19 protein-coding genes and 1 pseudogene are annotated in these 24,072 nt (G+C 63.8%); 5 read left to right on the top strand and 15 right to left on the bottom strand.

Going from position 1 to position 24,072, the window contains the following annotated elements:
* Positions 1 to 28 precede the first annotated feature (28 nt).
* Both BBTA_RS12140 and BBTA_RS12135 read left to right on the top strand, forming a co-directional pair.
* Entirely contained in the window at positions 29 to 1,522 is a 1,494-nt protein-coding gene (locus BBTA_RS12140; protein ID WP_012042781.1) for an SUMF1/EgtB/PvdO family nonheme iron enzyme, read from the top strand.
* Between the two features lie 256 nt (positions 1,523 to 1,778).
* Positions 1,779 to 2,363: a DUF4399 domain-containing protein gene (locus tag BBTA_RS12135; protein ID WP_012042780.1), complete on the top strand. Its 585-nt coding sequence runs from the start codon at positions 1,779 to 1,781 to the stop codon at positions 2,361 to 2,363.
* On the opposite strand, the gene BBTA_RS38825 is transcribed toward BBTA_RS12135, so the two are convergent.
* From BBTA_RS38825 to BBTA_RS12070, 15 genes and pseudogenes are all read right to left on the bottom strand, one after another.
* Positions 2,246 to 2,962 (bottom strand): ABC transporter transmembrane domain-containing protein, encoded by a 717-nt coding sequence (locus BBTA_RS38825; RefSeq protein WP_168167886.1) that lies wholly within the window; start codon positions 2,960 to 2,962, stop codon positions 2,246 to 2,248. The genes BBTA_RS12135 and BBTA_RS38825 overlap by 118 nt on opposite strands.
* 832 nt (positions 2,963 to 3,794) lie before the next feature.
* Positions 3,795 to 3,929: a hypothetical protein gene (locus tag BBTA_RS41790; RefSeq protein ID WP_371260192.1), complete on the bottom strand. Its 135-nt coding sequence runs from the start codon at positions 3,927 to 3,929 to the stop codon at positions 3,795 to 3,797.
* Positions 3,930 to 3,970: 41 nt separating this feature from the next.
* Positions 3,971 to 4,302, bottom strand: a pseudogene (eutB, locus tag BBTA_RS12130) (ethanolamine ammonia-lyase subunit EutB); the annotation flags it as partial.
* Positions 4,303 to 4,309: 7 nt separating this feature from the next.
* On the bottom strand, positions 4,310 to 5,098 hold the full coding sequence (locus tag BBTA_RS12125) for an inositol monophosphatase family protein (RefSeq protein ID WP_012042778.1): 789 nt from the start codon (positions 5,096 to 5,098) through the stop codon (positions 4,310 to 4,312).
* A complete protein-coding gene (locus tag BBTA_RS12120) occupies positions 5,098 to 6,030 on the bottom strand; it encodes a choline/ethanolamine kinase family protein (RefSeq protein ID WP_041750585.1) in 933 nt (310 codons plus the stop codon). The genes BBTA_RS12125 and BBTA_RS12120 overlap by 1 nt, the downstream gene beginning before the upstream one ends.
* 11 nt (positions 6,031 to 6,041) lie before the next feature.
* A complete protein-coding gene (locus BBTA_RS12115) occupies positions 6,042 to 7,007 on the bottom strand; it encodes a phosphotransferase family protein (RefSeq protein ID WP_012042776.1) in 966 nt (321 codons plus the stop codon).
* On the bottom strand, positions 7,004 to 8,290 hold the full coding sequence (locus tag BBTA_RS12110; RefSeq protein WP_012042775.1) for a Zn-dependent hydrolase: 1,287 nt from the start codon (positions 8,288 to 8,290) through the stop codon (positions 7,004 to 7,006). Before BBTA_RS12110 ends, BBTA_RS12115 begins: the two co-directional genes overlap by 4 nt.
* Positions 8,283 to 9,044 (bottom strand): DeoR/GlpR family DNA-binding transcription regulator, encoded by a 762-nt coding sequence (locus BBTA_RS12105; protein ID WP_012042774.1) that lies wholly within the window; start codon positions 9,042 to 9,044, stop codon positions 8,283 to 8,285. Before BBTA_RS12105 ends, BBTA_RS12110 begins: the two co-directional genes overlap by 8 nt.
* The gene (locus BBTA_RS12100; protein WP_012042773.1) at positions 9,041 to 10,867 is read right to left on the bottom strand and encodes an ABC transporter ATP-binding protein; all 1,827 of its coding nucleotides are present in this window, start codon (positions 10,865 to 10,867) and stop codon (positions 9,041 to 9,043) included. Before BBTA_RS12100 ends, BBTA_RS12105 begins: the two co-directional genes overlap by 4 nt.
* Complete coding sequence (locus BBTA_RS12095; protein WP_041751402.1) at positions 10,864 to 11,772, bottom strand: ABC transporter permease; 909 nt, start codon at positions 11,770 to 11,772, stop codon at positions 10,864 to 10,866. The genes BBTA_RS12100 and BBTA_RS12095 overlap by 4 nt, the downstream gene beginning before the upstream one ends.
* Positions 11,773 to 11,803: 31 nt before the next feature.
* Complete coding sequence (locus tag BBTA_RS12090) at positions 11,804 to 12,784, bottom strand: ABC transporter permease (protein ID WP_012042771.1); 981 nt, start codon at positions 12,782 to 12,784, stop codon at positions 11,804 to 11,806.
* 60 nt (positions 12,785 to 12,844) lie between these two features.
* Complete coding sequence (locus tag BBTA_RS12085) at positions 12,845 to 14,425, bottom strand: ABC transporter substrate-binding protein (RefSeq protein ID WP_012042770.1); 1,581 nt, start codon at positions 14,423 to 14,425, stop codon at positions 12,845 to 12,847.
* 1,052 nt (positions 14,426 to 15,477) lie between these two features.
* The gene (locus BBTA_RS12080; protein WP_012042769.1) at positions 15,478 to 16,647 is read right to left on the bottom strand and encodes an LLM class flavin-dependent oxidoreductase; all 1,170 of its coding nucleotides are present in this window, start codon (positions 16,645 to 16,647) and stop codon (positions 15,478 to 15,480) included.
* Positions 16,648 to 16,676: 29 nt separating this feature from the next.
* Positions 16,677 to 17,906 (bottom strand): NAD(P)/FAD-dependent oxidoreductase, encoded by a 1,230-nt coding sequence (locus tag BBTA_RS12075; RefSeq protein ID WP_012042768.1) that lies wholly within the window; start codon positions 17,904 to 17,906, stop codon positions 16,677 to 16,679.
* A gap of 24 nt (positions 17,907 to 17,930) precedes the next feature.
* Entirely contained in the window at positions 17,931 to 19,016 is a 1,086-nt protein-coding gene (locus tag BBTA_RS12070; protein ID WP_012042767.1) for a rhodanese-like domain-containing protein, read from the bottom strand.
* Positions 19,017 to 19,317: 301 nt separating this feature from the next.
* Here BBTA_RS12070 and BBTA_RS12065 point away from each other — a divergent pair, with 301 nt between their 5' ends.
* From BBTA_RS12065 to BBTA_RS12055, 3 genes are all read left to right on the top strand, one after another.
* On the top strand, positions 19,318 to 20,925 hold the full coding sequence (locus tag BBTA_RS12065; protein ID WP_083780640.1) for an ABC transporter substrate-binding protein: 1,608 nt from the start codon (positions 19,318 to 19,320) through the stop codon (positions 20,923 to 20,925).
* Positions 20,926 to 20,937: 12 nt separating this feature from the next.
* On the top strand, positions 20,938 to 22,134 hold the full coding sequence (locus tag BBTA_RS12060) for an acyl-CoA dehydrogenase family protein (protein WP_012042765.1): 1,197 nt from the start codon (positions 20,938 to 20,940) through the stop codon (positions 22,132 to 22,134).
* 297 nt (positions 22,135 to 22,431) lie between these two features.
* Positions 22,432 to 24,006: an ABC transporter substrate-binding protein gene (locus BBTA_RS12055; RefSeq protein WP_012042764.1), complete on the top strand. Its 1,575-nt coding sequence runs from the start codon at positions 22,432 to 22,434 to the stop codon at positions 24,004 to 24,006.
* The last annotated feature ends 66 nt before the right edge of the window (positions 24,007 to 24,072 follow it).

Raw genomic sequence — 24,072 nt, 5'->3', positions numbered from 1 at the left:
GGCACAGCCGGCGCATGGCGGCTCGCGCATGCTGACCGGAATCGATGTCTCCAAATCATCGCCGGCTCCGGCGCCCGACGCGCCGGCCAAGCCGCTGGCCACCACCATTTATCCCGTGCCTTGTGCGCGGTGTGGACGAGTCGTGCGCGTCGCGTTGAATACGCTGCGTGCCCCCAGCTTCCATCATGTCGCCGAGCAGGCGTCGTGCCCCGAGATCCAGGAGCGGCCCCGAAGCAAGGGGGATGGTGGACTGCTGCTGATGATGTGCGGCCCCTTGAAGCAATCTCTCTCAGCCTCATGCGACGCTGCCGAGGTCGAGGCGACCGCTCCCAGCGGCGGCAGGCACGGACGAATTGTCTGCAGCATTCCTGGCGTGTCGATCACGCAATACGCCCCGGACGAGGCGCGCAGCCACGCGGAGATCTGGCAGGCGCACGGGCATCACGGGCTGGCCCGCCGCCTTCGTAAGGCCGCTGCCGTCGCAGAGCGTGGGCCACCAATGTGGAGCCGCGCCGCGGCTGGCCTGGGGGCATTGCTGGTCGCGGCCGCCGGCAGCTGGTTCATGCTGGCGCGGGAGCCGATCCCGGCTCCGCCAGCGCAGCCGCAAGCTGGCGAAGCCTCCGTCCCATCTTCCGGCCCCGCAAGCACCGATCCTGCCGTCCGCAGTGTCACAATGGAGGCGGTCTCCGCCGCGACCGCCCCTGCGAGTGCGCCAGCTGATCCGCCCTCGGAGGCGCTGGCGATCGCGGGGCCGGCTCCTCAGGTCGCAGCAGCCGTCGCCCTCGCCGCGGATTTGACCGCCCAGGCAGCCTCGACGACGCCGACACCCAGCCCTGAGGTGGCCAAGATCCGCCTGCCCGATATCGTGATGATCCCCGGCGGAACGTTCGCCATGGGCGGCACCGAGAGCTCCGAGCTTCCGGTTCACCGCGTCACCATCAAGCCGTTTGCGCTCGGCAAATACCCGGTCACGATCGGCGAGTGGAAGGAATGCGTCGCCGACAAAGCGTGCGCTGACGTGACGAGCGGTCCGGATGACAATCCGATCACCAATGTCAGCTACGACGATGCTCGGGACTACCTGACGTGGCTATCTCGGACCGTCGGCAAACCGTTTCGGCTGCCGACCGAGGCCGAATGGGAATACGCGGCGCGCGGCGGGACGAGCACGGCATTCTGGTGGGGCGACCAGATGCGCGGCGGCATGGCCAACTGCAGCCGGTGCAACGACGCCGGCGCGCCTGCACAGCGGATGAAGGTCGGAAGCTTTCCCGCCAATCCGTTTGGCCTGTTCGACATGGGCGGCGGCGTCGACCAGTGGGTCGCCGACAGCTGGCACAAGACCTATCAGGGAGCGCCGTCGGATGGCTCGGCCTGGATCGACGAGCAGAGTTTCATCCGTGTCATTCGCTCGGGCTCGTGGAAGAATGATGCCAGCTATGCGCGCAGCGGCAGCCGCGACCGCTATGATGGCCGCGTGAGATATCCGACCCATGGCTTGCGCATCGCGCTTTCGCTCTGACGCGATCCCCGCTTCGACCTGTGCTCCATCGCACCGTGTTGCCGCTGACAAATCTGGAATCGGCAGGCGAGACCGATCGGAACCTCAAATTCGCCTTGCTGAAGTCGATGTATCGACCGGCTGCCTTTGTTCGATGTTTGCCATCCATGTTGATCCAATTCGTGAGTTCGGAGTGATGACGGGAAAACAATCCGCGTATGCCGCGCCGCCGGCCGATCCAAGGTCCTGGCGGAGATGTTGTCACGCGGTGGTCGCGATGTCCGCCTTGACAGCCATCCTGCTGCTGCTGCCGACGCAGGCGTCGGCGCAGGGCAAGACGGCGCCCAGGGACGCCTATCTCTATTTCATCTCTCCCAGCGACGGCGATACGGTGAAGAGCCCGTTCTGGTGCCGCTTCGGCCTGCGCAACATGGGCGTGACCCATGCCGGCGACAGCTTTTCCAACACCGGCCATCATCATCTTCTGATCGACTCGGACGAAGCGATCAGCCCCGGCGAGCCGATTCCGCAGGACAGAAAGCACCTGCATTACGGAGGCGGCGAGACCGAAGCTCTGATCGAGCTCCCGCCGGGCCGGCACACGTTGCAGCTCGTGATGGGCGATGGCATGCACTTCAACTTCGATCCGCCGCTGCTGTCGAAGAAGATCACGATCACCGTCACTGACGCTGCGCCGCGCCTCAGCCGGAGCACCGAACAGGCCCACCGGCGGACGACGCACGTTCATGCGCGGAGGGCGCGCCCAGCCGAAACATCGACGGCCGAAGCGGCACCGGCCGACCCGTCGAAGTCGACGGGCGCCGTCGATTTCCTCAAAGATCTGTTTGCCGCGCCGAAGTGACGCCGGGTTTGGCGCGCCACGTGAATATTGGAAATCGAATCCACCAATGTGGCATAGGTCCTACGCCCTGCCCCCATCAATCCCCGCCTGAGCTCACTGAGCTTTCTACCCTGGACGCGATGATTCGCCAGAAACAGCGCAACATACACGGAGATCATTCCGGCCATGATGACGTTCCGGTTCGTCGCCAGCACGGCGACGGCAATGCAGATCTGAACCAGCGGCGCGATGGCTGATGACGAGAGGCTTCGTATGATGATGTAAAGATCGTTCGATGCCTGCGCGATTTCCTGACTCAGCTCACCGCCATTTCTCTTCGCGAAGAAGCTGTCAGGTTGTTCGCATAGATAGTTGAAATAGGCGGCAAGCAGCGAGCTGTTGGCGTAGATACGTAACCTATTCTGGAGTTGGAGAACAACCACGCCGATGATTCGCGGCGTTGCGATCGCGGCCAGATATCCGAACACCAGAAGCATGGTGTACCCGCCTGATCCTGGCCGCCCTGCAAGGAGGCCATCGATCAATCGAGCTAAAAGAAGGGGCGACATCGCCATGCATCCTGCCGCGACGATCACACACAGGATCGTCGTCATAATCATGCGGCGCTCCCGCAACTTCAGGTGGCATGACGACCACGCCCACCACGCGATCCAGTCTTTCATGACGACAAGACGTGCAGGGTTTTCAGGGTCTGGGCGTTCGCAGCGAGCGTCGCCACCAGGACACAAGCAGCGGCCAAGCAGCGCTGAGCGGCCCTCACTCGATCCACATCCGTCTCTCCAGATATTTGGTCAAATCCTTCTGGAGGCTCCACCTTCAGCCTCCTGGGTCGGTAACCTGAAAGCGATCTTGGTCGCAACGATGGGCCCCCATATGCAGGCAACCCCTGCCCAATGCTCGGCGAAACCAAACTCCAGATCCTCCCGGAGTTTGGAGCAACAATTCCCGTTATGCGGCCTCACATTTCCCGAAACGGCACGGTTAAGGCCTTTGACTCGTGGAATGATGCTGTTTTTGACACGGACGAATTTTATTCTTTCCGATAAGACACGTACGGCCCGACGATCAGCATGAGACCGCGAGGTCCGCCAGATCGCGGCCAAAGAGCTAGTTCGTGAAAGGCTTCTGATCAGGTTTGGTCGTGGACGCCTCTGGCGGTTCTAACATTGGAGGCACTGGTCTTGCCGACATTGGCCGCCTGGGCGCGAGATACCGACGGTCCCTATGCCCACTTTGCGCTGACGAACCGGTGCGAGCCTTGGCATTCGCGGAAAGACATCGATGCTGTTCGGATGCAAAGGGAACGGCTGACCTGCTCCCCTGAAACGCCCTTGGCATCAGGCCCGCATACTTCTTCTTCCAATTGAAGTACGTCGCGCTGTCCGCCAACCGCCGGCGCGCGGAACTGTGCTGCGGGCTTCCTCGGTAAAGTTACGTGGCCCATTCCGGTCGGTGGCCGCGACCAGCTTTGCATTTGCGGCCTAGCGATATGGACGCGGCCTCGAGACGCTCCAGCGGCGTTTGCGTCAGCGGAGCTCCATTGGCCGTAACAGCGCTGGCCGACAATCCGTCCCCAAGGACGATGACGACGTCGCGCCCGCGCGGACCACCGCGACGGGATCCTGCAGCCGCATGATCTTCGAAACTGCAGCGACCATCTCGGGCGTCAGCACGAACGTGACGGCCTCGAGCTCAGCCTGTGCCGTTTCCGGCTTCATCAGCCATTCGCGGAAACCACCCACGGTCTGAGAGCTGATGACAGCGAACGCCTTCAGCGGCAGGTCGGCCAATGCCATCTGCGCGGACAGGCGCTCGACCGGACCGTCGGCGGCGATGCCGGCCAATTCGTCCCGGACCGCCGCGGAGTAGCCTTGGCCATCAGCTCCTTCAAATCCGCGAAGCGATAGACAGTCCGCTCGATCGTCGTCGTATACACCATCCGCGTGTCATCCCCTGATGATGGCGAGCGCTTCATCGTGCAGCGCCGGGGTTGCCGATGCGAGCACATGGCCGCTCGACTCCACCGAGAGCGGCGCCCCGTCCCAGTCCGTGATCCGGCCGCCGGCTGCCTCGAGGATCGGCACCAGCGCCATGTAGTCGTAAGGCTGCAGGCCGGTCTCGAGGATCAGATCGCAATGGCCCGACGCGAGCAGACCGTAGATGTAGCAATCACCGCCGAAGCGCCGCATCTTCGCCGCGTTTGAAAGCCGCTCGAAGCGAGCCCGATCCGCATCGGCGAACGTGTCGGGCGACGTCGTATAAAACCGCGCATCCGCCACGCGCCGGCAGTCGCGGGTGCGAGAACGGACTCCGCCATAGGTGGTGAGACCCGGGCGCCCGATCCATCGCTCCCCAGTCGCGGGGATGTCGATCAGGCCGCAGAAAGGCTGGCGATCACAGGTCAGCCCGATCAGCGTGCCGAACAGCGGAAAGCCGGTGATGAAGCTCTTGGTGCCGTCGATGGGATCGATCACCCAGGTGAAGGCGTCTCCCTGCTTCACGCCCATCTCCTCGCCATAGATTCCATGGGAAGGATAGCGCGCCGAGATGCGCTCCCGCAGCCGCGCCTCGATCAGGCGGTCGGCGACCGTGACAGGACTATCATCCGACTTGGCGGTGAACTCCACGGCCGTCCGGAAATATGACAAGGCGATCGGGCGGACCTCATCGGCGAGCTCGGCGGCGAAGGCGAGATAGGCGTCGGCCTGCTCGGCTGCGATACTGGAAAGGACCATCAAAGCGCCTTGAGAAACAGCGGCCAGCGCGGATCGTGGATGATGGAACGTGCCCGCATGTGCTTCCATATTCCGTATTTGTAGAAGTCGAAGTCGAGCGTGGAGATCCGATTCTGCACCATGGCCCAGGTGCTCCATTTGATATCGGCGAGGGCCTTGTGAACGATGAAGCGCGCATGAGCGCTCATGTCGTAGCGTCCGAAATACTCCTCAATGATCTCTCGTTCGACCTCCTCGGAAAAGAAGTGTTCGCCGGCCCAGATCGCGAGGTCGTAGAGGCGGTCATTGTTGGAGGCGTATTCGAAATCGATCAGCATGATCGATTTGTCCGCGCCGAGCAGGAAATTGCCGGGCATCGGATCGTTGAAGCATGGGACGAGGTCGAGCCCGGCCGCCTCGAGCGCCGCCCGCGCCTGCCGATATTGCCAGGTCAGCCAGTCGTGATCTTCCGGCAGAAATCCCCCGAGCTGCCGGACCTGATCATCATGCTCATCGATCATGTCGAACACGGTCTTCGTCAGCGGCAAGCGCGGCGCCTGGTGAAACAGGCGGTAGAGCCGGACGGTCTCGGCCCGGACCGCCGGATCGACGAAATCCGCATGGGTGGAGGGCCGCCGATCGGCCACGAATTCGGCAATCTCGATTCCCTCATGGTCGAGATAGTCGAACGTCTTCGGCCCGACGCCGATCATCTCTGCCTGCCGGCTCGCGGCGCGGGCCGCCTTCCGGTCGATGAACATCTCGGTGCCGCGGCCAGGGATCTTGACGAAGAAATCATGCGAGGCGCCCGCGACCTCGATCCGGAAGTTCGTGTTGCTGATGCCTCCGGACACCGGACGATAGCGGATCTGTCCGTTCCAGGCGCCGACCCTGACGATGGCGGCTTCGAGCAAGTGCTCCGCCTCGTTTCCCGCCATTCCCAACTCTTTCATGACCACATCCCCTAAAGCGTGCGCAGGAACTCTTCGAAGCCCGGCCTGCCGAGCAACATGCGGCAGCGCAGGAAACGCCATGCGGCATATTTGAGGAACTCGACGCCTTGCAACGGCGAGCGGCAGGCCAGCAGCAGGCTGCGCAGCGCCCAGTAGAAATCATCCGCTGCGGCATAGAGCCGGCAGCGACTGAAGGCGGCGTCAGTGAAGCGCCCGTCATGCATTTCGAGCAGCGGCTTCATCTGGCTCTCGAACTGATACAGCTCATTCATCTGAGCACCGAGCTGGTAGTAGGGATCGATGTCGCCGGCCATGTCGAAATCGACCAGCGCCATCTCACCATGGGGACCGAGCATCAGATTGGAGGAATGCGGATCTCCGTGCGCCGGCCGGCGATCGACGCCGGCGGCATCGATCGCCTCCGCCATCTTGCTCATCCATCCCCTCATCCAATCGATGTCTCCCGGCAGGGGGACGCCGGCCGCTGGCAACAGCGACCAGATGGCCGAGATGCCCTCAAAAACGGACCAGCGCCTTCCGAATGGCGCGCTCGCTGCGATCGTCTTCTGCATGGCGACGAGACGCGCCGCTCTCTCTTGGGCGATGAGATCGTCGATCTTCGCAACCTTCCAGCCCGCGCCCAGGCGCGCCAACAGCAGGCTGCCGCTCGCGGCATCGGCTGCAATCACGGCCGGAGCCAGCCCGAGGCCGGCCACATGGCGGGCTGCGGCCACAGCGACGTCGCGATCGACCAGCTCGGCGACCTCGGCCGCACCGAGGCGCAGAAACAGGCTCATCTCCGTCCCGTCGCGCGCGACGTGAAAGCTCGTCGATTCCACGGCCTGGTAGGACGGCGACGCAACCGGAAACGCAGCGGCCTCATAGCCGAGCCGGCCAGCATCCGCAGGCAGGAGCCCGGCAAGAGCGCGCTCGGCGCGAAGCTCGTCGGCCGTTTCGGCCTGGCCGATCCGCTTCATGCGTTAGCCTCCGAGGCGATGCTCTTCAGGCCGTCACGCGCGAGCGCGTAGAGCATGTCCGCGAGAATCTGCGTGCTCGCGGCGTGATCCTCCGGACTGGTGTACTCGGTCGGATGATGGATGACGCCGTCCTTCGAGCGGACAGCCATGACGATCGACGGGCAGACCGCCGACATCGCGACAGCGTCATGGCCGCCGATCGTATCGAGATGACGCGCAGTCTCGCCGCGACGCGCCGCGACGCGCTCGGCGAGCGCGATCAGCCCCGGCGCAAAGCCGCCGGCGCGGCGCCGATCGATGGAGCGGACCTCGTAGCCCACGCCGGCCCTTTGCGCCGCGACCTCGATCCGGACCTTCATCTTCTCTTCGGCCTGTGCGAGCACGTCCGGTGAGCCGGAGCGCAGCTCGATGAACAGCACGGCTTCAGCCGGCACGGTGTTCGGCGAGTTCGGATGAACCTCGAGCCGGCCGACCGAGGTATGGAGATCGAGGCCGTGATCGTTCGCCAGTTGCCTGAGATCGGCCATGAGATAGGCAGCCGCGAGCAAAGCGTCCTTGCGCTGCGCCATCGGCGTCGGCCCGGTGTGAGCCTGCTCGCCCAGGAAGGCGAGCCGATACTTGGTCGCGCCCCAGAAGCGCGTGAAGATTCCGAACCTTTCGCTGGCGGCGAACAGCTTGTCGTCGCCCTCGATATGCAGCTCGATCAGCGCGTCTGGACGTTCGACCACGGCCGTGCCGGCATAGCCGATCTCCGCCAGAGACTGCCGAACCGTCATGCCATCGCCGTCCGCCCGGTCGAGCGCCCAGTCGAGCTCGATCGCGCCGGCAAAGACGCTGCTGCCGAGCAGGCTCGGCTGGAAGCGAGCCCCCTCCTCGTTGGTCCAGTTCACGACCTGGAAGTTGCAGGCAGCCAGCCGGCCCTCCGCCTCCATGCGCTCGGCGACGGCCAGCACGGCTTCGCAAGCCGAGACGACCCCGAGCGCGCCGTCGAATCGTCCGCCGTTCGGCTGACTGTCGAGGTGGGAGCCAACCATGACGGTCGGCGCATTGTCGCCGGCAAGCGACAATTTTCCGAACTGATTACCGATTGGATCGATCTGCTGCTCGAACCGGTGTTCCTTGAACCACGATCCAAGCCAGTGGCGCGCCTGCCCGTCGGTCTTCGACAGCGTGAGGCGTGTCATCGCCCCGTTCGGCTTGCCGCCGAAGGTCGAGACCTGCTCCATCATTGACTTCAGGCGCGACGGATTAATCGGGGCATCGGGAAGATGAGCGTCAGGCATAAATCACGTCCACTTTCAATTGACGGAACTGGTCGGCAAACTCGGCGGCGAGAGGCGCAGCGGTGATGACGGCATCGAGGTCACCCAGTCCGAACGTGTGGATCGAGCCGAGCCGGCCGAACTTGGAGCTGTCGGCGACGATCACAGACCGCTTGGCCTGAGCACGGGCGGCGCGTCGCATGATGGCTTCGTCCTCGCCGTAATCCATGAAACCGCGCTGGGCGTGAACGGCACTGATCGCAATGATCGCGAGATCGAAAAAGTGTTCCTTGATGGCGGCGACGGCCTCAGGACCGAACGTCGCCTGGTAGACCGGCTGGAGCCGGCCGCCCAGGACGCGCACGTTCGCCGATCCCTGGTAAAAGAAATGCGATGCGACCGCGAGCGAGTTGGTGACGATGGTGAGATCCTTGCGTGTCTCGATGTATTTCAGGCAGGCCAGCGCCGTCGTTCCCTCGTCGACGAAGATCTTCATGCCGTCCTTGACCAGCGCGCCAGCCGCTTCTCCGATCCGCATCTTCTCGCGGCCGCCGACGCGCAGACGTTCCGCAAAAGGCTGATCGCTTTCCTGGCTCTCGAGCACAGCGCCGCCATAGACACGCCGGGCGAAGCCTTGCGTTTCGAGCTCGCGCAGATCGCGGCGGATCGACTCGTGGCTGACCTTGAGCTGATCGACCAGGTCCTTGACGTGAACGCGCTGCTTCTGCCGCAGCATGGCTCTGATCAATTCGAGCCGGCTCTCGGTGAAGCTCATGGCGAGGCCCTCTCGGCCGGCGACATCGTGCGCGCGACGAGATGACAGGCGGCAAAGTCCTGCTCATCGCGAACGGTCAGGAACGGCTGCTCTCCGTTGCAGATCTCCATCGCGCGCGGGCAGCGCGACTTGAAGCTGCAGCCGGCCGGAATCGAGAGCGGGCTCGGCGGCTCGCCCTCCAGCAGGCAGTCCTCGGGCTTGTAGCGCTTCTCTTCGAGGGTCGGCATCGCACTCAGCAGCGCCATCGTGTAGGGATGGCCGGGATCGAAAAACAGACGCTGATTGTCGGCAAGCTCGAACACCTCCCCGAGATACATCACGGCGACACGATTGCAGACCTTCCGGACCATGGCCAGATCATGTGAGATGAAGATGTAGGTCAGGTTGTATTCCTTCTGCAACGCCTGGAAAAGGTCGAGCAGCTTGAACTGCTCCGCCTGATCGAGCGCCGACAGCGTCTCGTCCATGATCAGAATCGTGGGCTCCAGCACCAGGGCCCGCGCCACGTTGACACGCTGGCGCTGGCCGGCGCTGAGGCCGAGCGGCAGCTCGTTGTACAGCTCGGCAGCGAGGCCGACTTCCAACATCACCTTCAGCACGCGCGCCCGCAGCTTCTCCTTGTCGCGCCAGCCATGCGTGCGCAGCGGCTCCTCCAGCATGCGGCCGATCGAGGTCCGCGGCGGCAGCGATCCGAACGGATCCTGCAGCACGAGCTGAAGCCTGGCGCGAAACGCCAGCAGATCGCGTCCGCGCAAGGTCGCGATATCCTTGCCTTCGCAAAGGATTTGTCCCGCGCTCGGAAGCTCGAGCCGCGACAGCAGCCGCATCAAAGTGGACTTGCCGCATCCGGACTCACCGACAATGGCAAAGCTGTCGCCGCGCCGTACATCGAAGGTCACGTTGCGGACGGCACGCACGAGATTGACGCCGCCGATGCCGTTGCGCTTCTTGACCCGGTAGGTCTGTGATGCGTCGCGCAGGCTGAGCACGACCTCGCGTTCGGCCGGCAGCGCCGGCACGGCGCCGGCACCGCGCCAGATCTGCGGCGTCTGCGCCACCAGCTCACGGGTGTAGGGGTGGATCGGGCTCGCGACAAGCGCCTCCGTCGCCTGCTCCTCCACGATGCGACCGCGATCGATCACGAGCGTCCGCGAACTCGCCTCGCGCACCATGGGAAGCGACGACGAGATGAACAGCACCGCGGTGTCGAACTGATCGGTGAGCTCCTTGATCAAGCGGATGACCTGCGCCGCCACCGTGACATCGAGCGGCTGAGTCACGTTGTCCGCGACCAGCACGGCCGGATTGGTAACGAGGGCGTCGACGATCAAGGCGCGCTGCATCATCCCGCCCGAGAACTGGGAGGGATAATCGTGGAACCTGTTCCGCGCCGAGGGAATGCGGACCGCATCCAACAGCGCGATGACACGATCCTCGGCCTGCCGGCGCGAGACATCCGGCATCACCGCGCGCATCTTCTCGACGATCTGGGCGCCGACAGGCAGCGTCGGGTCGAGCGCCCCCATCGGGTTGGCGCCGACATAGGACACGCGCTGGCGCAGCGCGCGCATGTCCGCCTCCTTCATGGCGTAGATGTCGCGCCCTTCGAACAGCACGGTGCCGGAACGCCGCGTCAGCGGCGGTTCGAGCCAGTTGACCGCGGCGCGCGACAGCACCGTTTTGCCGGACGCGCTGGCGCCCACAACGCCCACGATCTCCTTCGGCGCCAGCGAGAACGAGACGTCGTCGAGAATGACTTTCGCGGTTTCGGACCGGCCGAGCGCAACCGTCATGTTGCGCAGTTCGAGCAGCGCCGCCATCATTCACCTCCGGCGTGAACGGTGTCGCGCGCCCGCTCGAGCGCTGCACCCATTAGGTTGATGCTGGTCAGGGTCAGACCCAGGAACAGTCCTGGCATGGTCGCGATCCACCACGCGTTGAGCAGGTACTTGCGGCCATCGGCGATGATGTTGCCGAAGGTCGGAGTCGGCGGCTGGACGCCGAGGCCGAGGAAACCGAGCGTCGATTCGAAGATCATCATGCGCGCGACGTCCAGCACCGAGGAGAACAGTACCGACGGCAGGAGCAGCGGCAACAGCAGCGTGACGATGATGCGCAGATCGGTCGATCCGCCGATCTTCGCCGCCCGGACGAACTCGCGCTGGCGCTCGGTCATGACAACGCTACGCATCATGCGCGCATAGACGGGCCAGTTCGAAATGCCGAGCACGAGAACAATGGCGGGAATGGTCGGACGCGACACGCCGAGCACGGCGATGGCGAGGATGATCATGGGGATCGAGAGTTGGGCATCCGTGAGGCGCATAATGACGGCATCGGTGCGTCCGCCGAAATAGCCGGCGACCGTGCCGAGAGCGCAGCCGACGATCAGCATGACGATCACCGAGGCCATGCCGATCAGGAACGAGTAGCGCAGCCCGACCAGGGAGCGGACCAGCATATCGCGGCCGATCTGATCGGTGCCCAGGGGATGACCCCAGTTCCAGTTCGTTCCGGTGAACAGCGGCGGGAGAAGCCGCGCCTTGACGTCCATCTTGGTGGGATCGATGGCGCTCAACTCGGGATACAGAGCCGTCGCGAGCACGAGCGCAAGGAAGATCGCCGCCCCGACGCGAAACCCGGGCGACGCCACCGCTCTGTCGAACACGCGCCGCGCGAGCGAGCGGGACGCCAGAGGCGTCGACGAATGGGAAGATGTGATTGACATGATCGACATCGGAAGCCTTCGGAGTCGCGGCTCAGTAGTCGAGCCGGGGGTCGATCGTCGTCGCGACGAGATCGACGATGATGTTGATCACGACGAAGATGGCGCTCGTCACGATCGCGATGCCCTGGATCAGCGGGAAGTCACGCTGCAGCACGGCGTTGATGGTGAGCAGGCCAAGCCCGGGATAGTCGAAGATGTATTCGACGATGATCACGCCGCCGAGCAGGCTCGAGAACTGAATGCCGAGCAGGTTGAGCAGTGGGACCGACGCGTTTCGCATCACGTGGTTGGCGATGATGCGGGTCCGGCCGAGGCCGCGCACGCGCCCGACCGAGACATAGGGCTCGGTCATCTGCGACGACACCGCGCCGACCAGCGTGCGGATCAGCACCGGCGACATCTCGACGGCGAGCACGACGGCCGGCAGAATGGTGTAGGCGAAACCGTGGTAGCCGATGGCCGGCAACCAGCCGAGCTTGACCGACAGCAGAAGCGTCAGGACGATGCCCAGCCAGAAATTGGGCAGCGAGATGAACACCGACGAGATGTAGAATGCGAGCTTGTCGGGCCATCCGCTGGGGTTGAGCCCACCGGCGATGCCGACGACGGCCGAGAACAGCAACGCGATCGCCAGCGTCACCGCGGCAAGCTGAAGCGTCATCGGCAGCGCCTCCAGGATCAGCGTGAGCACCTTGGCGCGCTCGCCGCGAGTGGTATCGTTGAAGTTCGCGCCGCCGGTTGCAGCCCCGTTGGCCGGCCGCACGAAGGACTGGCCCAGATCTCCTTGCAACACGGATCCCATGTAGCGGCCGAACTGCACGATGATCGGGTCGCGCAGCCCCATGTCCTTGGCGATCTTCTCGATCAGCGCCTCCGGCGCCATGCCACCGGCCATGAGCCGCACCGGATCACCGGGGACCACGCGCAACAACGTAAAGATCAGCAGCGACACGAGGCCGATGATGACCACGCCCTGCGTCAGGCGGCGTATCAGAAAATTCAACGTGAACATTCGCGAGCCTCATCGGGTGGCGAGAGCCGCACCTCGCATCGAGGTGCGGCTCGGATCGAGTCAGGCGGCGCTCTTCGACGCGTCCATCGAGCCGTCGGGGTAGATGAACAGCCCGGCATAATCCTTGTGCATCGCGTGGATCATTACGGACGTGAACAGCGACAGCGCCGGCATCTTCGATGCAATGAGCGGCATCGTCTCGGTCTGAAGGATCTTCTTGCGCTCCTCGAGCGTCGGGGCACTGCGCTCCTTGTCGAGCGAGGCGTCGATCGCGGCATCCTCGATGCCGCAAATGCGATGCGACGTCGAATGGAAGTGCGTGCGCAGGATCAGATCCGGCTCCGGCGAGCCGGTCGACCAGCCGCAGTCGACCATGTGGCCGGGACCTCCGCCGGGCCGGTGATAGAGCCGCTCGTTCCACGCCGCAGGCTCGAGCACGGTGAGGCTGACGTTGAAACCCTGCTCATTGAGCATGGCGGTGAGGACTTCGCCGTATTCCTTGGTCTTCGGATAGAAGCCGACCGAGGTGATGTATTCGAGCGGCGGCAGTCCCTTGCCCTTTGGAAAGCCGGCCTCCGCCAGCAGCGCCTGGCACTTTGCAGGGTCGAACTTCGGATAGTTCGGCAGGTCGAAATAGCCGAACTTCACCGGCGAAACGAAGTTCGACGAGGCGTGTCCCGCGCTACCGAGAACCTCGAGAATGACGTCGCGGTTGATCGCATGACAGGCGGCCAGACGGATGCGCGGATCGTTGAAGGGCGGCTTCGAGCAGCGAAACCAGAGATATTTGTTCTCGACCGAGACAACACGATTGATGTGGATGTTGGCGTTGGCCTTGACGGTGTCGACCTGCTCGGGTTCGAGCCGCTCCACGATGGAGGCCTGGCCGTTCATCAGGGACAGCATGCGCGTCGTGGAATCGCCGACGAAGTTGAAGTTGATTCCGGCGATCGCCGGCTTGCCCTTGAAGTAGCCTTCGTTGGCCACCATCACGGTCGAGTTGCCGCGCTGCTCCACGAACTTCAACGGGCCCGTGCCGTTAAGGCGCTGGGACAACACACCGCCCGGGCCGGCAGCGATGTCCTTTGCCGACATCATCGGCAGGAACGCTGCGAGGAACATGAACAGATGAGCGGGATAGCCGCCCTTCGACGTGTCGACGATCACCGTGTAGTCGTCGGGCGTATCGATCTTCAGCGTCTCGGTCGGTCCGGGATACCACTGCGCCGGACGGTCCGCGCGCGCCCCGTATTCGAAGGTCGCCTTGACGTCCTCGGCCTTGAAGGGCTTGCCGTCATGGAAGACGACACCCTCGCGCAGCTTGATCTGGAGCCTGTTGGGATCGAGCAGCTTGATGTCGGTCGCCAGCTCGTAGACGACCTCATCGGGCTTATCGAGCTTCATCGGCGTGCGCGTCAGGAAGCCCATGACGAAGCCCTCGATGTTCTTCTGCGAGAGCGTGGTGTGGGCGGTCGGATCCCAATTGCCGGTGATGTTCTCCGCCGACAGAAACGTCAGCGTCTTCCCGGACTGAGCGAACGCTCTGGAAACGAAGAAGTCCGGATTGATCTGCATGTATCCCGCCGCAGCGGCGGCCGCGGCACCTTGCATAAAGTGACGGCGGCTAAATTCTGAAGGCATCGACATTCCCCTATCTTGCGGAACGAAACTCCAACCGGCCAAAACGGTCATGCAGATGCCGTGCCAAATCCAAATTTCAATAAAATCAATATGATGATCAAGAAGCGCAATGTGGATTTTGACCGATTAGTGGGTGAATGGCGTCCGATCGGGCAGCCGCATGGCGATCATGAGCGCACATGGCAGTTCCGGCGGCGTCGAGGTCGGACGGAGCGCGATCGCCCGTGCCGTTGGCAGACATCGTCGGGGTCGTCCGGCACGCAGATCGGAGGTGGGAGCTCACGAGCCCTACTCGTTCTCCGGCATGCAAAAGATCGTTCAGCGCATGCGGAAGGAAATCGGCCTGCCCGTCACGTTCACACTCGACGCCTGCCGGCATGGCGGGATGACCGAGCTTGAGGAGGCCGAACTTGCGGAGGGACAGGGCCGTGCCCTATCGGCACACCGCACGAGGGAGCTACGCCGGCTACGCCAAGCGCACAGCGCCGCGCATCCTTGCGGCAACACGCAAACGACGAGCTCACGTTTTGACGAACACAACGCAAACAGAGTTTCAGAATGCGGCGTCTGGCGAGTTTCAGAACAACAAAATCGCAAAAATGTAAGATACTGACTGGGCTCCAGAAACCTGGCTGGGGCGGGAGGGATCGAACCTCCGAATGGCGGAATCAAAATCAGCTTGATTATTCAATGATTTCAGAGGGCATTTGGAAGCATTCGCCGCATTTGATCCCCCCGATATCAATCGCTTGGTAGCGGTTTCCAAATGAACTGGCTTGACCGGACCGGGGCTGAGAACGAGCTGCAGGTGTCGAGCCGGCGGTGAGCTGGGCTCAACTCTTCTCCTTGTTGCGCGCTGCTCAGCTCCGCTTGGGGGCCCGATTGTCTCGATGCGCCCCGTGGAACTCGGCCGAGCAACACCCTGCGCCCGCGCGCATCTGATCGTTCCATGGCGAGGCCGGCGCGAGCTTCGCGCCGAGCGTGGGACCGCAGTATCGCTATGGTCAGCGCCCCGTTCAGCTACGCGACAGAGGTGACGCGCCGTTCACCGGTCAGAGCCTGAGCCCCGCGTGGCGGAGCAGCGGCAGCGTCGTCTGTGCGAAATGATCGAAGTCCGGCGCGAAGTCGTAGAAGTTGAGCTGCACGCCATCGATGCCGGCCCTCTTCAGCCCGGCCAGCTTGTCGACGACCTGTTCGGGCGTGCCGATGATCTCGATGTTGCCGCCCAGGCCCAGACCCTGCTTGTGCCGCGGATCACCGCGTCCCTTCCAGGCCACGGCGTCGCTGTCATAGGCGTTGCGCGACGAACTGCCGAAGGTCGAGGGAATCTTGTTGTCGACGATGCCCTTCAGATAGGCCGCAGTCTCGGCCTCAGTATCGCGGCTGATGATGATCGGATTGATGATCGTCTTGACCTCGCGGCCGCGCGCACGGGCGCGTGCCTTGATGCCAGCGATATGATCGGGCAGCGTCTCCAGGGCGCTGTCGATATGAGCGCCGCCCGGCGACGTGATGAACAGCAGGTCGGAATGCTGCGCGGCGAAATCGATGCCGGCCGGCGACCCCGTCGCAGTCACCAGCACCGGCCGGCCATAGAGCGGTTTCGGCGTGATGTAGCCGTCCTTGATCTTCCAAGGTGACAGCTTGCCGTCGTAGGAATAGTTCTCGGTGTCGGTCCACAGCCGGTGCAGCACGTCGAACAGCTCGCCCGTCATCTCGTAGCGCCGATCGTGCTCGATCCGATCCCAGCCGAACATCTCGTGTTCGATCGCGCGGTGCCCGGTGACGATGTTGATGCCCCAGCGGCCTTTCGAGATGTGGTCGAAGGTGGCGCCGATCTTGGCGATATGCAGCGGATGCCAGGGCCCGTAGAGCACATGCAAGGTCGAGATCAGGAGAATGTTCCGGGTGCTGCCCGCCATCGCGCCGAGCGCCACGAAACTGTCGAGCGACGCCTCTCCGTCATATCCACCCTTGGGCAGCCATTGCGTGCGGCTGAACGCAATCTCGAATCCCAATTCGTCGGCCTTGCGCACGATCTCGGCGTTGTAGTCGTAGGTCCAGGTCGAGCTGGATGGAAAGGTCGAGAGCCGGATGTCCTGCAGGTTCAGGAACAGCCCGAGCATCAGCGGCTGGCGCGCCGCGCGCGACAGCGGGCTGTCTGGAAAATCCAGCGGCCCGCGCAGAACCGGTCCGGCGTCCTTTTGAACCGCAATCGACATGGGTCAGTCTCCAGATCCTCGAGAAACATTCAGGCTGCAATGCTGTTCGGTCCGAGCGCACGCTGCATCGCCGCCAGCGAGTCCGTTACCGCGGCGAAGCCGTGCGCGGTCATGGCGGCCTCGTAGGCCGCAAGCGTCTCGATCAACGGGGCGCCGGCCGCGATCTGCACCAGGGCGGGCACCAATAGCCCTGCATCGTGGATCGCCGAGTTGGCACCGAGCGCCCGGAAATAGGTCATGCTGTGAATGGCGTCACCCAGCAAGGTCACGCGTCGCGTCGGCCATGGCGGCACGGGGACCGACGAGCGCACCTTCAGTGCGGCGACTGTGGAGGGGTCGGTGATCTCGATCAGCTTCAACAATTCGGGGTGCCAGTTCGCGTTGTGACGCAGCAGCAGCTCGAGCAAGCCGCGACCATCGAGAGCTTCGAGCGTCGCATCAGCGGCGATCTCGTCACGCCAGAACGCGACGTTCCACCAGACATAACTGGCCGTGTTGTCGAAGTGACGTCCGGCCAGGCCGGCATGGGAGGGATCGTTGGCGCCAATCAGCCCATGGGCCGCGAACGTCGCCGGATCGACACGATGGCTGGTGACCATCAAGGTACGGCCGGCCGTCGGCCGGATATTCACATTGTAGTCCTGCAGCACGCGCGCGAGGCTCGCTCGCTCCGCTTCGGCGAACGTCACCTTCCCGGCAAAGCGGCGCGCGCCGGTGTCGATGAGCCTCGCCGAGGGCAGCAGCTGCGCGCGCACGCGCGAACCGGCGCCGTCGGCACCGACGAGCACGTCGAACACCTCGGAGCTGCGGTCCTCGAAATGAGCCGTGACCGACCCATCTGCGTTCTCAGTGTAGCTGGCGAACGTCCTGCCATAGGCGATGATGTCGTCGAGCCCGGTCAACAGGACCTGCCGCAGCGTGATGCGGCTCAGGGACATCTCGATCAGCGCATCGTCCGCTGCCGGATCGGGGCCTTGCCGAAGATCGAGAGGTCGCAGCAACTCGTCAAACTGCAGCGTTTCCGACGGCGCCCGTCCGGCGGTATCCAACACAGCCTGATAGAGCGCCTCCGGAAGCAACGCCTCGAGCGCCGACAGGCCACGCCGGCGAACCCGCAGGCGGAATCCCTGCACATAGTCGGAGCGCGCACGATTCTTCTCGAAGACGACCGGATCGAGACCGGCCTTCCTCAAGCCCTGCGCCAGCGCAAGCCCGCCCGGCCCACCGCCGATGATCCCGATCCTTAACTGCCGAGCCATTGCCCGCTCCGACGATGCCCGCGATCAAGCCACCGCCTGGACCAGTGCCAGGCGGAAATCGTGCTTGAGGATGGCGAGCTCGAAGCCGCGCCGCTTCAGCCAATGCGCGGTCGTGGCCGCGCGTACGCCCGAACGGTCGTCAACGAGCACGACCCGCGCACCGCGGACGGCGATCGACCGGAATGACACGCCGAGCAATTGTCCACCAGGCGCCGATATCGTTTCCGGAAGATGGTTGCCGGCGAATTCCTCCGGCGTCCTGACATCGAGCAGATAGGTCGTCCGGCCCGAGTCGGCCTGCCAGCGGCGCGCCGTCTCGAGATCGATTTCGGGAATGCGGTCTGAAAACCGGGCGATCCGATGTTCGGCCGCAACGCGCGAAGGAGCACTCACCGAGCCCGATGGCGCGGTAATGCCTGTCTCGAGCTCAAACCCCGCCTCGCGCCAGGCCCTGGTGCCGTCGTCGAGATAGACGACACGATTGGGAACACCGGCATCGATCAGGCTCTGGGCGCCGATGATGGCGCGCGGCAGCCCGGCACAGGAAACGACAACCAACGTATCGGCCGAAGGAACGACATCCTCAAACCGGAGCACGAGTTCGGCGCCGGGAACGCTGATTGCACCGGGCACGTGCGCGATCGCGAACTCTTCCGCCGTCCGGCTGTCGAGAACGACGAGATCCTGACCGGCCGCCTGCAGCTTTGCGAGCTCCGGAACGCTCAGAACCGGCGTCGATTTCTCATCACGAATGCGCAGCGCAAACGTCACGCCGGACGTATCGAAGGTCGGTCTCTCCTGGTCGGTCTGAGCAAGCCATGCCGGGACGCCGCCGTCGAGCGCGGTCACGGATGGCCAGCCGTTCTCGCGAAGAGTCTCGGCCAGCTCGCGCGCCCGGCCATCGCCGCCGTCGACCAGAACCGTGCGCACGGACTGGCGCGGAATGAAACGTCCGATCTCATCCAGGAGACGCGCTGCCGGAATGTTCGTCGCATAGAGCGGTGCTCCCTTGTCGAACGCTGTCTCGTCACGCAGATCGATCACCGCAAGCTCCTGGCGGTCCTTCAGCCACGCAACGAAAGTCGAGACGTCAATCAAGAGCTCACTCACCCCGGCAACCCCTTCGTTGGATCTATCTCAGTCGGGCCATCATACGGTGCCCGACGTCCCGCACACGAGCCGCCCTGCCAGAGACCCGCTGTGCCTGACATCTGCAGCCTGATCTGATCATCATTCCGCTGGAACCATCGCAGGCCAGCTCATCACCTCGGCACGATCTTGGCGCGTTCAGCCGTTTTGCGATCGTCACCTCCGATGCAGCGTGTTGACGGCTTCCTTTGCCAATGCTTTCGTGGCGTTAATCTATCTAACGTGTTCACTAAATAACATTCCAAATTCCGGAGCAGAACGAATGTCCGCTTCCATGATGAGGCCTAATCGGCGTCAATTTTTGAGCTTGGCCGGTGCGCTCACGACGACAGCGGGCGCGGGTCGGGCCATCGCGGCCGAGCCTCGGCGCGGCGGCACGCTCGCGCTGCTGCTCTCCGCCGAACCGCCGACGATCTCAGCCGTCGCCCACACCGCCTACAACACCGTCATCGTCGCGGCCAAGGTGCAGGAAGGTCTGCTCACCTACGATTTCAATCTGACGCCCAAACCGCAGCTCGCGGTGTCCTGGGACGTCGCCGAGGACGGCCTGAGCTACGCCTTCAAGCTTCGCCCCGGCGTGAAATGGCACGATGGGAAGGACTTCACGTCGGCCGACGTCGCCTTCTCGATCACCGCGCTCAAGTCGGTCCACCCCCGCGGACGCTCGACATTCGCCAATGTGTCGGAGATCCGCACACCTGATCCGCTGACCGTCATCCTGGCGCTCGCCAAGCCCGCGCCCTATCTGCTCAGCGCCTTCGCGGCCGCGGAGTCACCGATCGTCCCGAAGCACATCTACGAGCAGGGCGGCCCGGTCGACGCCAATCCCGCCAACAACGCGCCAATCGGCACCGGCCCCTTCGTGTTCAAGGAGTGGGTCCGCGGCAGCCATATTCTCTACGAGAGAAATCCGAATTATTGGGACGCCGGCAAGCCCTATATCGACCGTCTTATCGTGCGCATCATTCCGGACGCGGCTGCGCGCGTGGCCGCCATCGAAACCGGCGAGATCCAGCTTGCGCCGAACTCGCCGATTCCACTCAGCGACGCCGAACGGTTGAAGGCTCTGCCCGGACTCGGCTTCGAGACCAACGGCTATCAGTACACCAACACGATCTCGCGCGTAGAGTTCAATCTCGACCGTCCGGTGTTCAAGGATGTGCGAGTCCGCCGGGCCTTTGCGCATGCGATCGACCGCAAGGTGATCCGCGATGTCGTCAACTATGGCTATGGCAGGATCATCGTCGGCCCGATCAGTGCCTCGCTGGCGAAGTTCTACGTCGACGACCTCAAGACCTATCCGTTCGATCCCAAGGAAGCTGAACGGCTGCTCGACGAGGCCGGCTACCGGCGCGGCAGCGACGGCGTGCGCTTCCGCCTGACCCACGACTACGTCCCCTCCGGCGACCTCTACAGGCGGGGCGCCGACTACATCAAGCAGGCGCTGTCCAGGATCGGCGTCGAAGTGACGGTGCGCGCGCAGGACTTCCCGAGCTACACCAAGCGGGTCTACACCGATCGCGACTTCGATTTCACCTTCAACGGCATGAGCAATCTGTTCGATCCGACGGTCGGCGTGCAGCGGCTGTACTGGTCGAAGAACTTCAAGCCCGGTGTTCCCTTCTCCAATGGGTCGCACTATGCCAATCCCGAGGTCGACCGTCTGCTCGAGACGGCGGCGACCGAACTCGACCCGAAGAAGCGCTACGACCATTTTGTCGCGTTCCAGCGGATTCTCGCCGAGGACCTGCCGGATTTCGGCATCCTCAGCTCCGGTGAATTCACGATCTTCAGTCGCAGCATCGACGGTCATACGATCGGCGCCGACGGCGTCAGCGGCAACCTCGCCGACGTCCATTTCGTGAAATAGCGGGAGCGACCGATGACCGACGCTCTCGATCTCGATCGACCGGCAGCCGCGCGCCCCGATCCGCGTGATGAGGCGCGGCGGCTGGCGCACCTGTTCAGCGGATCGGCTGCCGAGCTCGATCGTTCCGGTGCGTTTCCGCGCGCCAATATCGAGGCTCTCAGTGCGGCCGGTCTGTTGAACCTCGTGATCGGACGCGAGCACGGCGGACATGGCGCCGGCCTCAGGCTGGCGCGCGACATCATCTCGGAGATCGCGCGCGGCGAGCCTTCGACCGCCTTGATCGTGGCGATGCACTATCTCAATCACGCAGCGATCCGCTACAGCCGTCGTTGGCCGGATCATCTCGCAAGGCAGCTCGTTCGCGACAGCCTGTGCGGACCGGCCCTCGTCAATGCGCTGCAGGTCGAACCCGGAGCAGGATCTCCGTCCTACGGCACGCTGCCGCGCACCATCGCGCGCCGAACAGAGACCGGGTGGCGTTTGACCGGCCGCAAGACATTTGCAACAGGCTGCGAGGGCCTCGCATGGTTCATTGTCCTGGCGGTCACTGACGAGCCCCAGCCGCGGATCGGCTCCTTCGTGGTGTCGCATCTCAGTCCGGGGATTCATATCGAAAGGACCTGGGACACGGTCGGCATGCGCGCGACCGGCAGCCACGACGTCACCTTCCGCGACATCGCTGTCCCGCACGCCGACGTGCTCGACCTTGCCCCGGCCTCGGAGGGCATCAGGCGCGACGAGCAGCAGACGGCCTGGTTCATGCTGCTGATCGGCGCCGTCTATCACGGTATCGCCCTGGCCGCGCGCGATGACGTGCTGGCCTTTGCCCTCGACTTCAGGCCCGGTGACCTCAAGGAGCCGTTGTCGTCGCTGCCGCGAATTCAGGACGAACTGGGCGCGATCGAGGTTCTGCTGATCAGCAACGAGCGACTGTTGAACTCGGTGGCTCGCGACTTTGACGAGGACGTGCCGATCGGGCCCGACAGCGGCGCCGTCCGCCATGCCGTCATCGAAAACGCCATTCGGGTGGTCGACCTCGCCCTGACGATCGCCGGCAACGCCGGCGTGTCACGCAACCACGCCCTCGAACGTCACCACCGCAACGTCATTTGCGGACGCACCCACGCGCCGACCGGACCGCTGGTGCGTGCCGCGGCTGCCAGGGCGGCGATTAGCCGGGCCGTCAAGACTCGAACCGCTTCAACATGACGGACTCCATGCCTTGATTCGACCGGCGGATGGCGTTAGCGACGCGTCATCAGCCAACTCGATCGTCGAGCGCCGACCGCGTGCAACGACCATCTCTGCCCACGCGACAAAAAGAATACACATTCTATCGACTTTAGGTGATCACGATTCTAGCCTCGAGCTGCCAATGAGGAGGACCTCACGCGTCGCGAGGACGCTTGGCAGGATCGGCATTCCATCGCACAACGCGCGATACGCGGCGCCGGCGCCCATTGCGCACGTGCATGGGAACGCCGGATAGACACGCGAGGATCTCGGATGCAACGCCTTCTGTCCGCCCTGCTGCTACTCATCGCGGCGACCGGTCTCTCAGCCACAGAATCTCCGATTCGCGGCGGCACGTTGAACTATCTGCTGGCGGTACAGCCGGCCATGCTGGTCGCATTCACGACCGACGGCGTGCGCCAGATCAGCCCCAAGATCACCGAAGGCCTGCTCACCTACGGGTTCGACCTGACACCCCGCCCCGGCCTCGCCACGGCCTGGCGCGTCAGCGAGGACGGTCTGACCTACACGTTTACGCTGCGCCCGGGAGTGAAATGGCATGACGGTAAGCCGTTTACTGCTGCCGACGCCGCGTTCTCGATTCTTCTGCTAAAGGAAATTCATCCGCGCGGCCGCATCACCTTTGCCAACGTCGCAAGTGCTGACACGCCGGACGATCTGACCCTGGTGCTGCATCTGAGCAAGCCAGCGCCCTATCTGCTGAATGCGCTCGACGCCCAGGAATCGCCGATCGTCCCGAAGCATCTCTATGACGGGCGCAAGGCCGATACCAATCCGCGCAACAACGCACCGATCGGCACGGGGCCATTTCGCTTCGTCGAGCTGGTTCACGGCAGCCACCTGATCCTCGAGCGCAATCCCGACTATTGGGATGCCGGCAAGCCTTACCTCGACCGCATCGTGTACCGCTTCGTCAATGATTCCGCCGCGCGCGCTGTCGCAATAGAGACCGGTGAGGCGGATCTCGCCGACGGCACCGTCATCCCGCTGAGCGAGATCGATCGCATCGCGGCGCTGCCGCATATCGCCATCGAGCGCAAAGGCACGATCTTCAATTCCGGCGTGAAGCGGCTCGAATTCAATCTCGACAATCCCATCCTTGCCGATCTGCGCGTCCGCCAGGCCATCGCGCACGCCATCGACAAGCAGTTCATCCGCGACATCGTCTGGTACGGCCACGGTCAGATCGTCTCCGGTCCGATCAGCCCGGACCTCGCGCCATTCCATGTCAAGGACCTGCCGAGCTATCCGCTCGACCTGAAAAAGGCCGAGGCGCTGCTCGACGAAGCTGGCTACAAGCGCGGCACCGACGGCATCCGATTCCGCCTGCCACATGATTTCCGCCCCGCATCGGACGGCGACCGGCGCACCGCCGACTATGTCAAGCAGGCACTGTCGAAGATCGGGATCGAAATCACGGTGCGGACGCAGGACTTCGCCAGCTATGTCAGGCGAGTCTATAGCGACCGCGACTTTGCCTTCACGACCAATTCCATGACCAACACCTTCGATCCGACGGTCGGGGTGCAGCGGCTGTACTGGTCGAAGAATTTCAAGCCGGGCGTCCCCTTCTCCAACGGATCGCACTACCGCAACGACGAGGTCGATCGCCTGCTGGAAGCCGCTGCGATCGAAAACGATCCAGCGCTTCGCAAGCAATTCCTCGCGAAATTCCAGGCGATCGTGGCGCACGACCTGCCGGACCTAAACCTGATCTCGGATGACAATTTTTCGATTCTGAACAAGAGCGTGGTCGACGCTGTCGTCGACGCGAGCGGGATTTCCGGCAGCTTCTCCAGCCTCTATCTGACCGGCAGGGACAAATAGGCGCGACGACAGGCCGAAGCAAGACCTGACCTGACGAAGCCGATGGGGAGACTCGCTCCCCGCGGC

Source organism: Bradyrhizobium sp. BTAi1 (assembly GCF_000015165.1).
GTDB lineage: Bacteria > Pseudomonadota > Alphaproteobacteria > Rhizobiales > Xanthobacteraceae > Bradyrhizobium > Bradyrhizobium denitrificans.
Note: the sequence above shows the minus strand (reverse complement) of the source record. Positions and strands in the feature narration are given on the sequence as shown.

Excerpts from the sequence above, each read along its gene's own strand:
- BBTA_RS12140 (WP_012042781.1), top strand. The coding sequence starts at position 29 with ATGCTGACCGGAATCGATGTCTCCAAATCATCGCCGGCTCCGGCGCCC.
- BBTA_RS12115 (WP_012042776.1), bottom strand. The coding sequence starts at position 7,007 with ATGAAGCGGATCGGCCAGGCCGAAACGGCCGACGAGCTTCGCGCCGAG.
- BBTA_RS12085 (WP_012042770.1), bottom strand. The coding sequence starts at position 14,425 with ATGCCTTCAGAATTTAGCCGCCGTCACTTTATGCAAGGTGCCGCGGCC.
- BBTA_RS12080 (WP_012042769.1), bottom strand. The coding sequence starts at position 16,647 with ATGTCGATTGCGGTTCAAAAGGACGCCGGACCGGTTCTGCGCGGGCCG.
- BBTA_RS38825 (WP_168167886.1), bottom strand. The coding sequence starts at position 2,962 with ATGATTATGACGACGATCCTGTGTGTGATCGTCGCGGCAGGATGCATG.
- BBTA_RS12090 (WP_012042771.1), bottom strand. The coding sequence starts at position 12,784 with ATGTTCACGTTGAATTTTCTGATACGCCGCCTGACGCAGGGCGTGGTC.
- BBTA_RS12075 (WP_012042768.1), bottom strand. The coding sequence starts at position 17,906 with ATGGCTCGGCAGTTAAGGATCGGGATCATCGGCGGTGGGCCGGGCGGG.
- BBTA_RS12135 (WP_012042780.1), top strand. The coding sequence starts at position 1,779 with ATGTCCGCCTTGACAGCCATCCTGCTGCTGCTGCCGACGCAGGCGTCG.
- BBTA_RS12100 (WP_012042773.1), bottom strand. The coding sequence starts at position 10,867 with ATGATGGCGGCGCTGCTCGAACTGCGCAACATGACGGTTGCGCTCGGC.
- BBTA_RS12055 (WP_012042764.1), top strand. The coding sequence starts at position 22,432 with ATGCAACGCCTTCTGTCCGCCCTGCTGCTACTCATCGCGGCGACCGGT.
- BBTA_RS12125 (WP_012042778.1), bottom strand. The coding sequence starts at position 5,098 with ATGGTCCTTTCCAGTATCGCAGCCGAGCAGGCCGACGCCTATCTCGCC.
- BBTA_RS12095 (WP_041751402.1), bottom strand. The coding sequence starts at position 11,772 with ATGTCAATCACATCTTCCCATTCGTCGACGCCTCTGGCGTCCCGCTCG.
- BBTA_RS12060 (WP_012042765.1), top strand. The coding sequence starts at position 20,938 with ATGACCGACGCTCTCGATCTCGATCGACCGGCAGCCGCGCGCCCCGAT.
- BBTA_RS12065 (WP_083780640.1), top strand. The coding sequence starts at position 19,318 with ATGTCCGCTTCCATGATGAGGCCTAATCGGCGTCAATTTTTGAGCTTG.
- BBTA_RS12110 (WP_012042775.1), bottom strand. The coding sequence starts at position 8,290 with ATGCCTGACGCTCATCTTCCCGATGCCCCGATTAATCCGTCGCGCCTG.
- BBTA_RS12105 (WP_012042774.1), bottom strand. The coding sequence starts at position 9,044 with ATGAGCTTCACCGAGAGCCGGCTCGAATTGATCAGAGCCATGCTGCGG.
- BBTA_RS12120 (WP_041750585.1), bottom strand. The coding sequence starts at position 6,030 with ATGAAAGAGTTGGGAATGGCGGGAAACGAGGCGGAGCACTTGCTCGAA.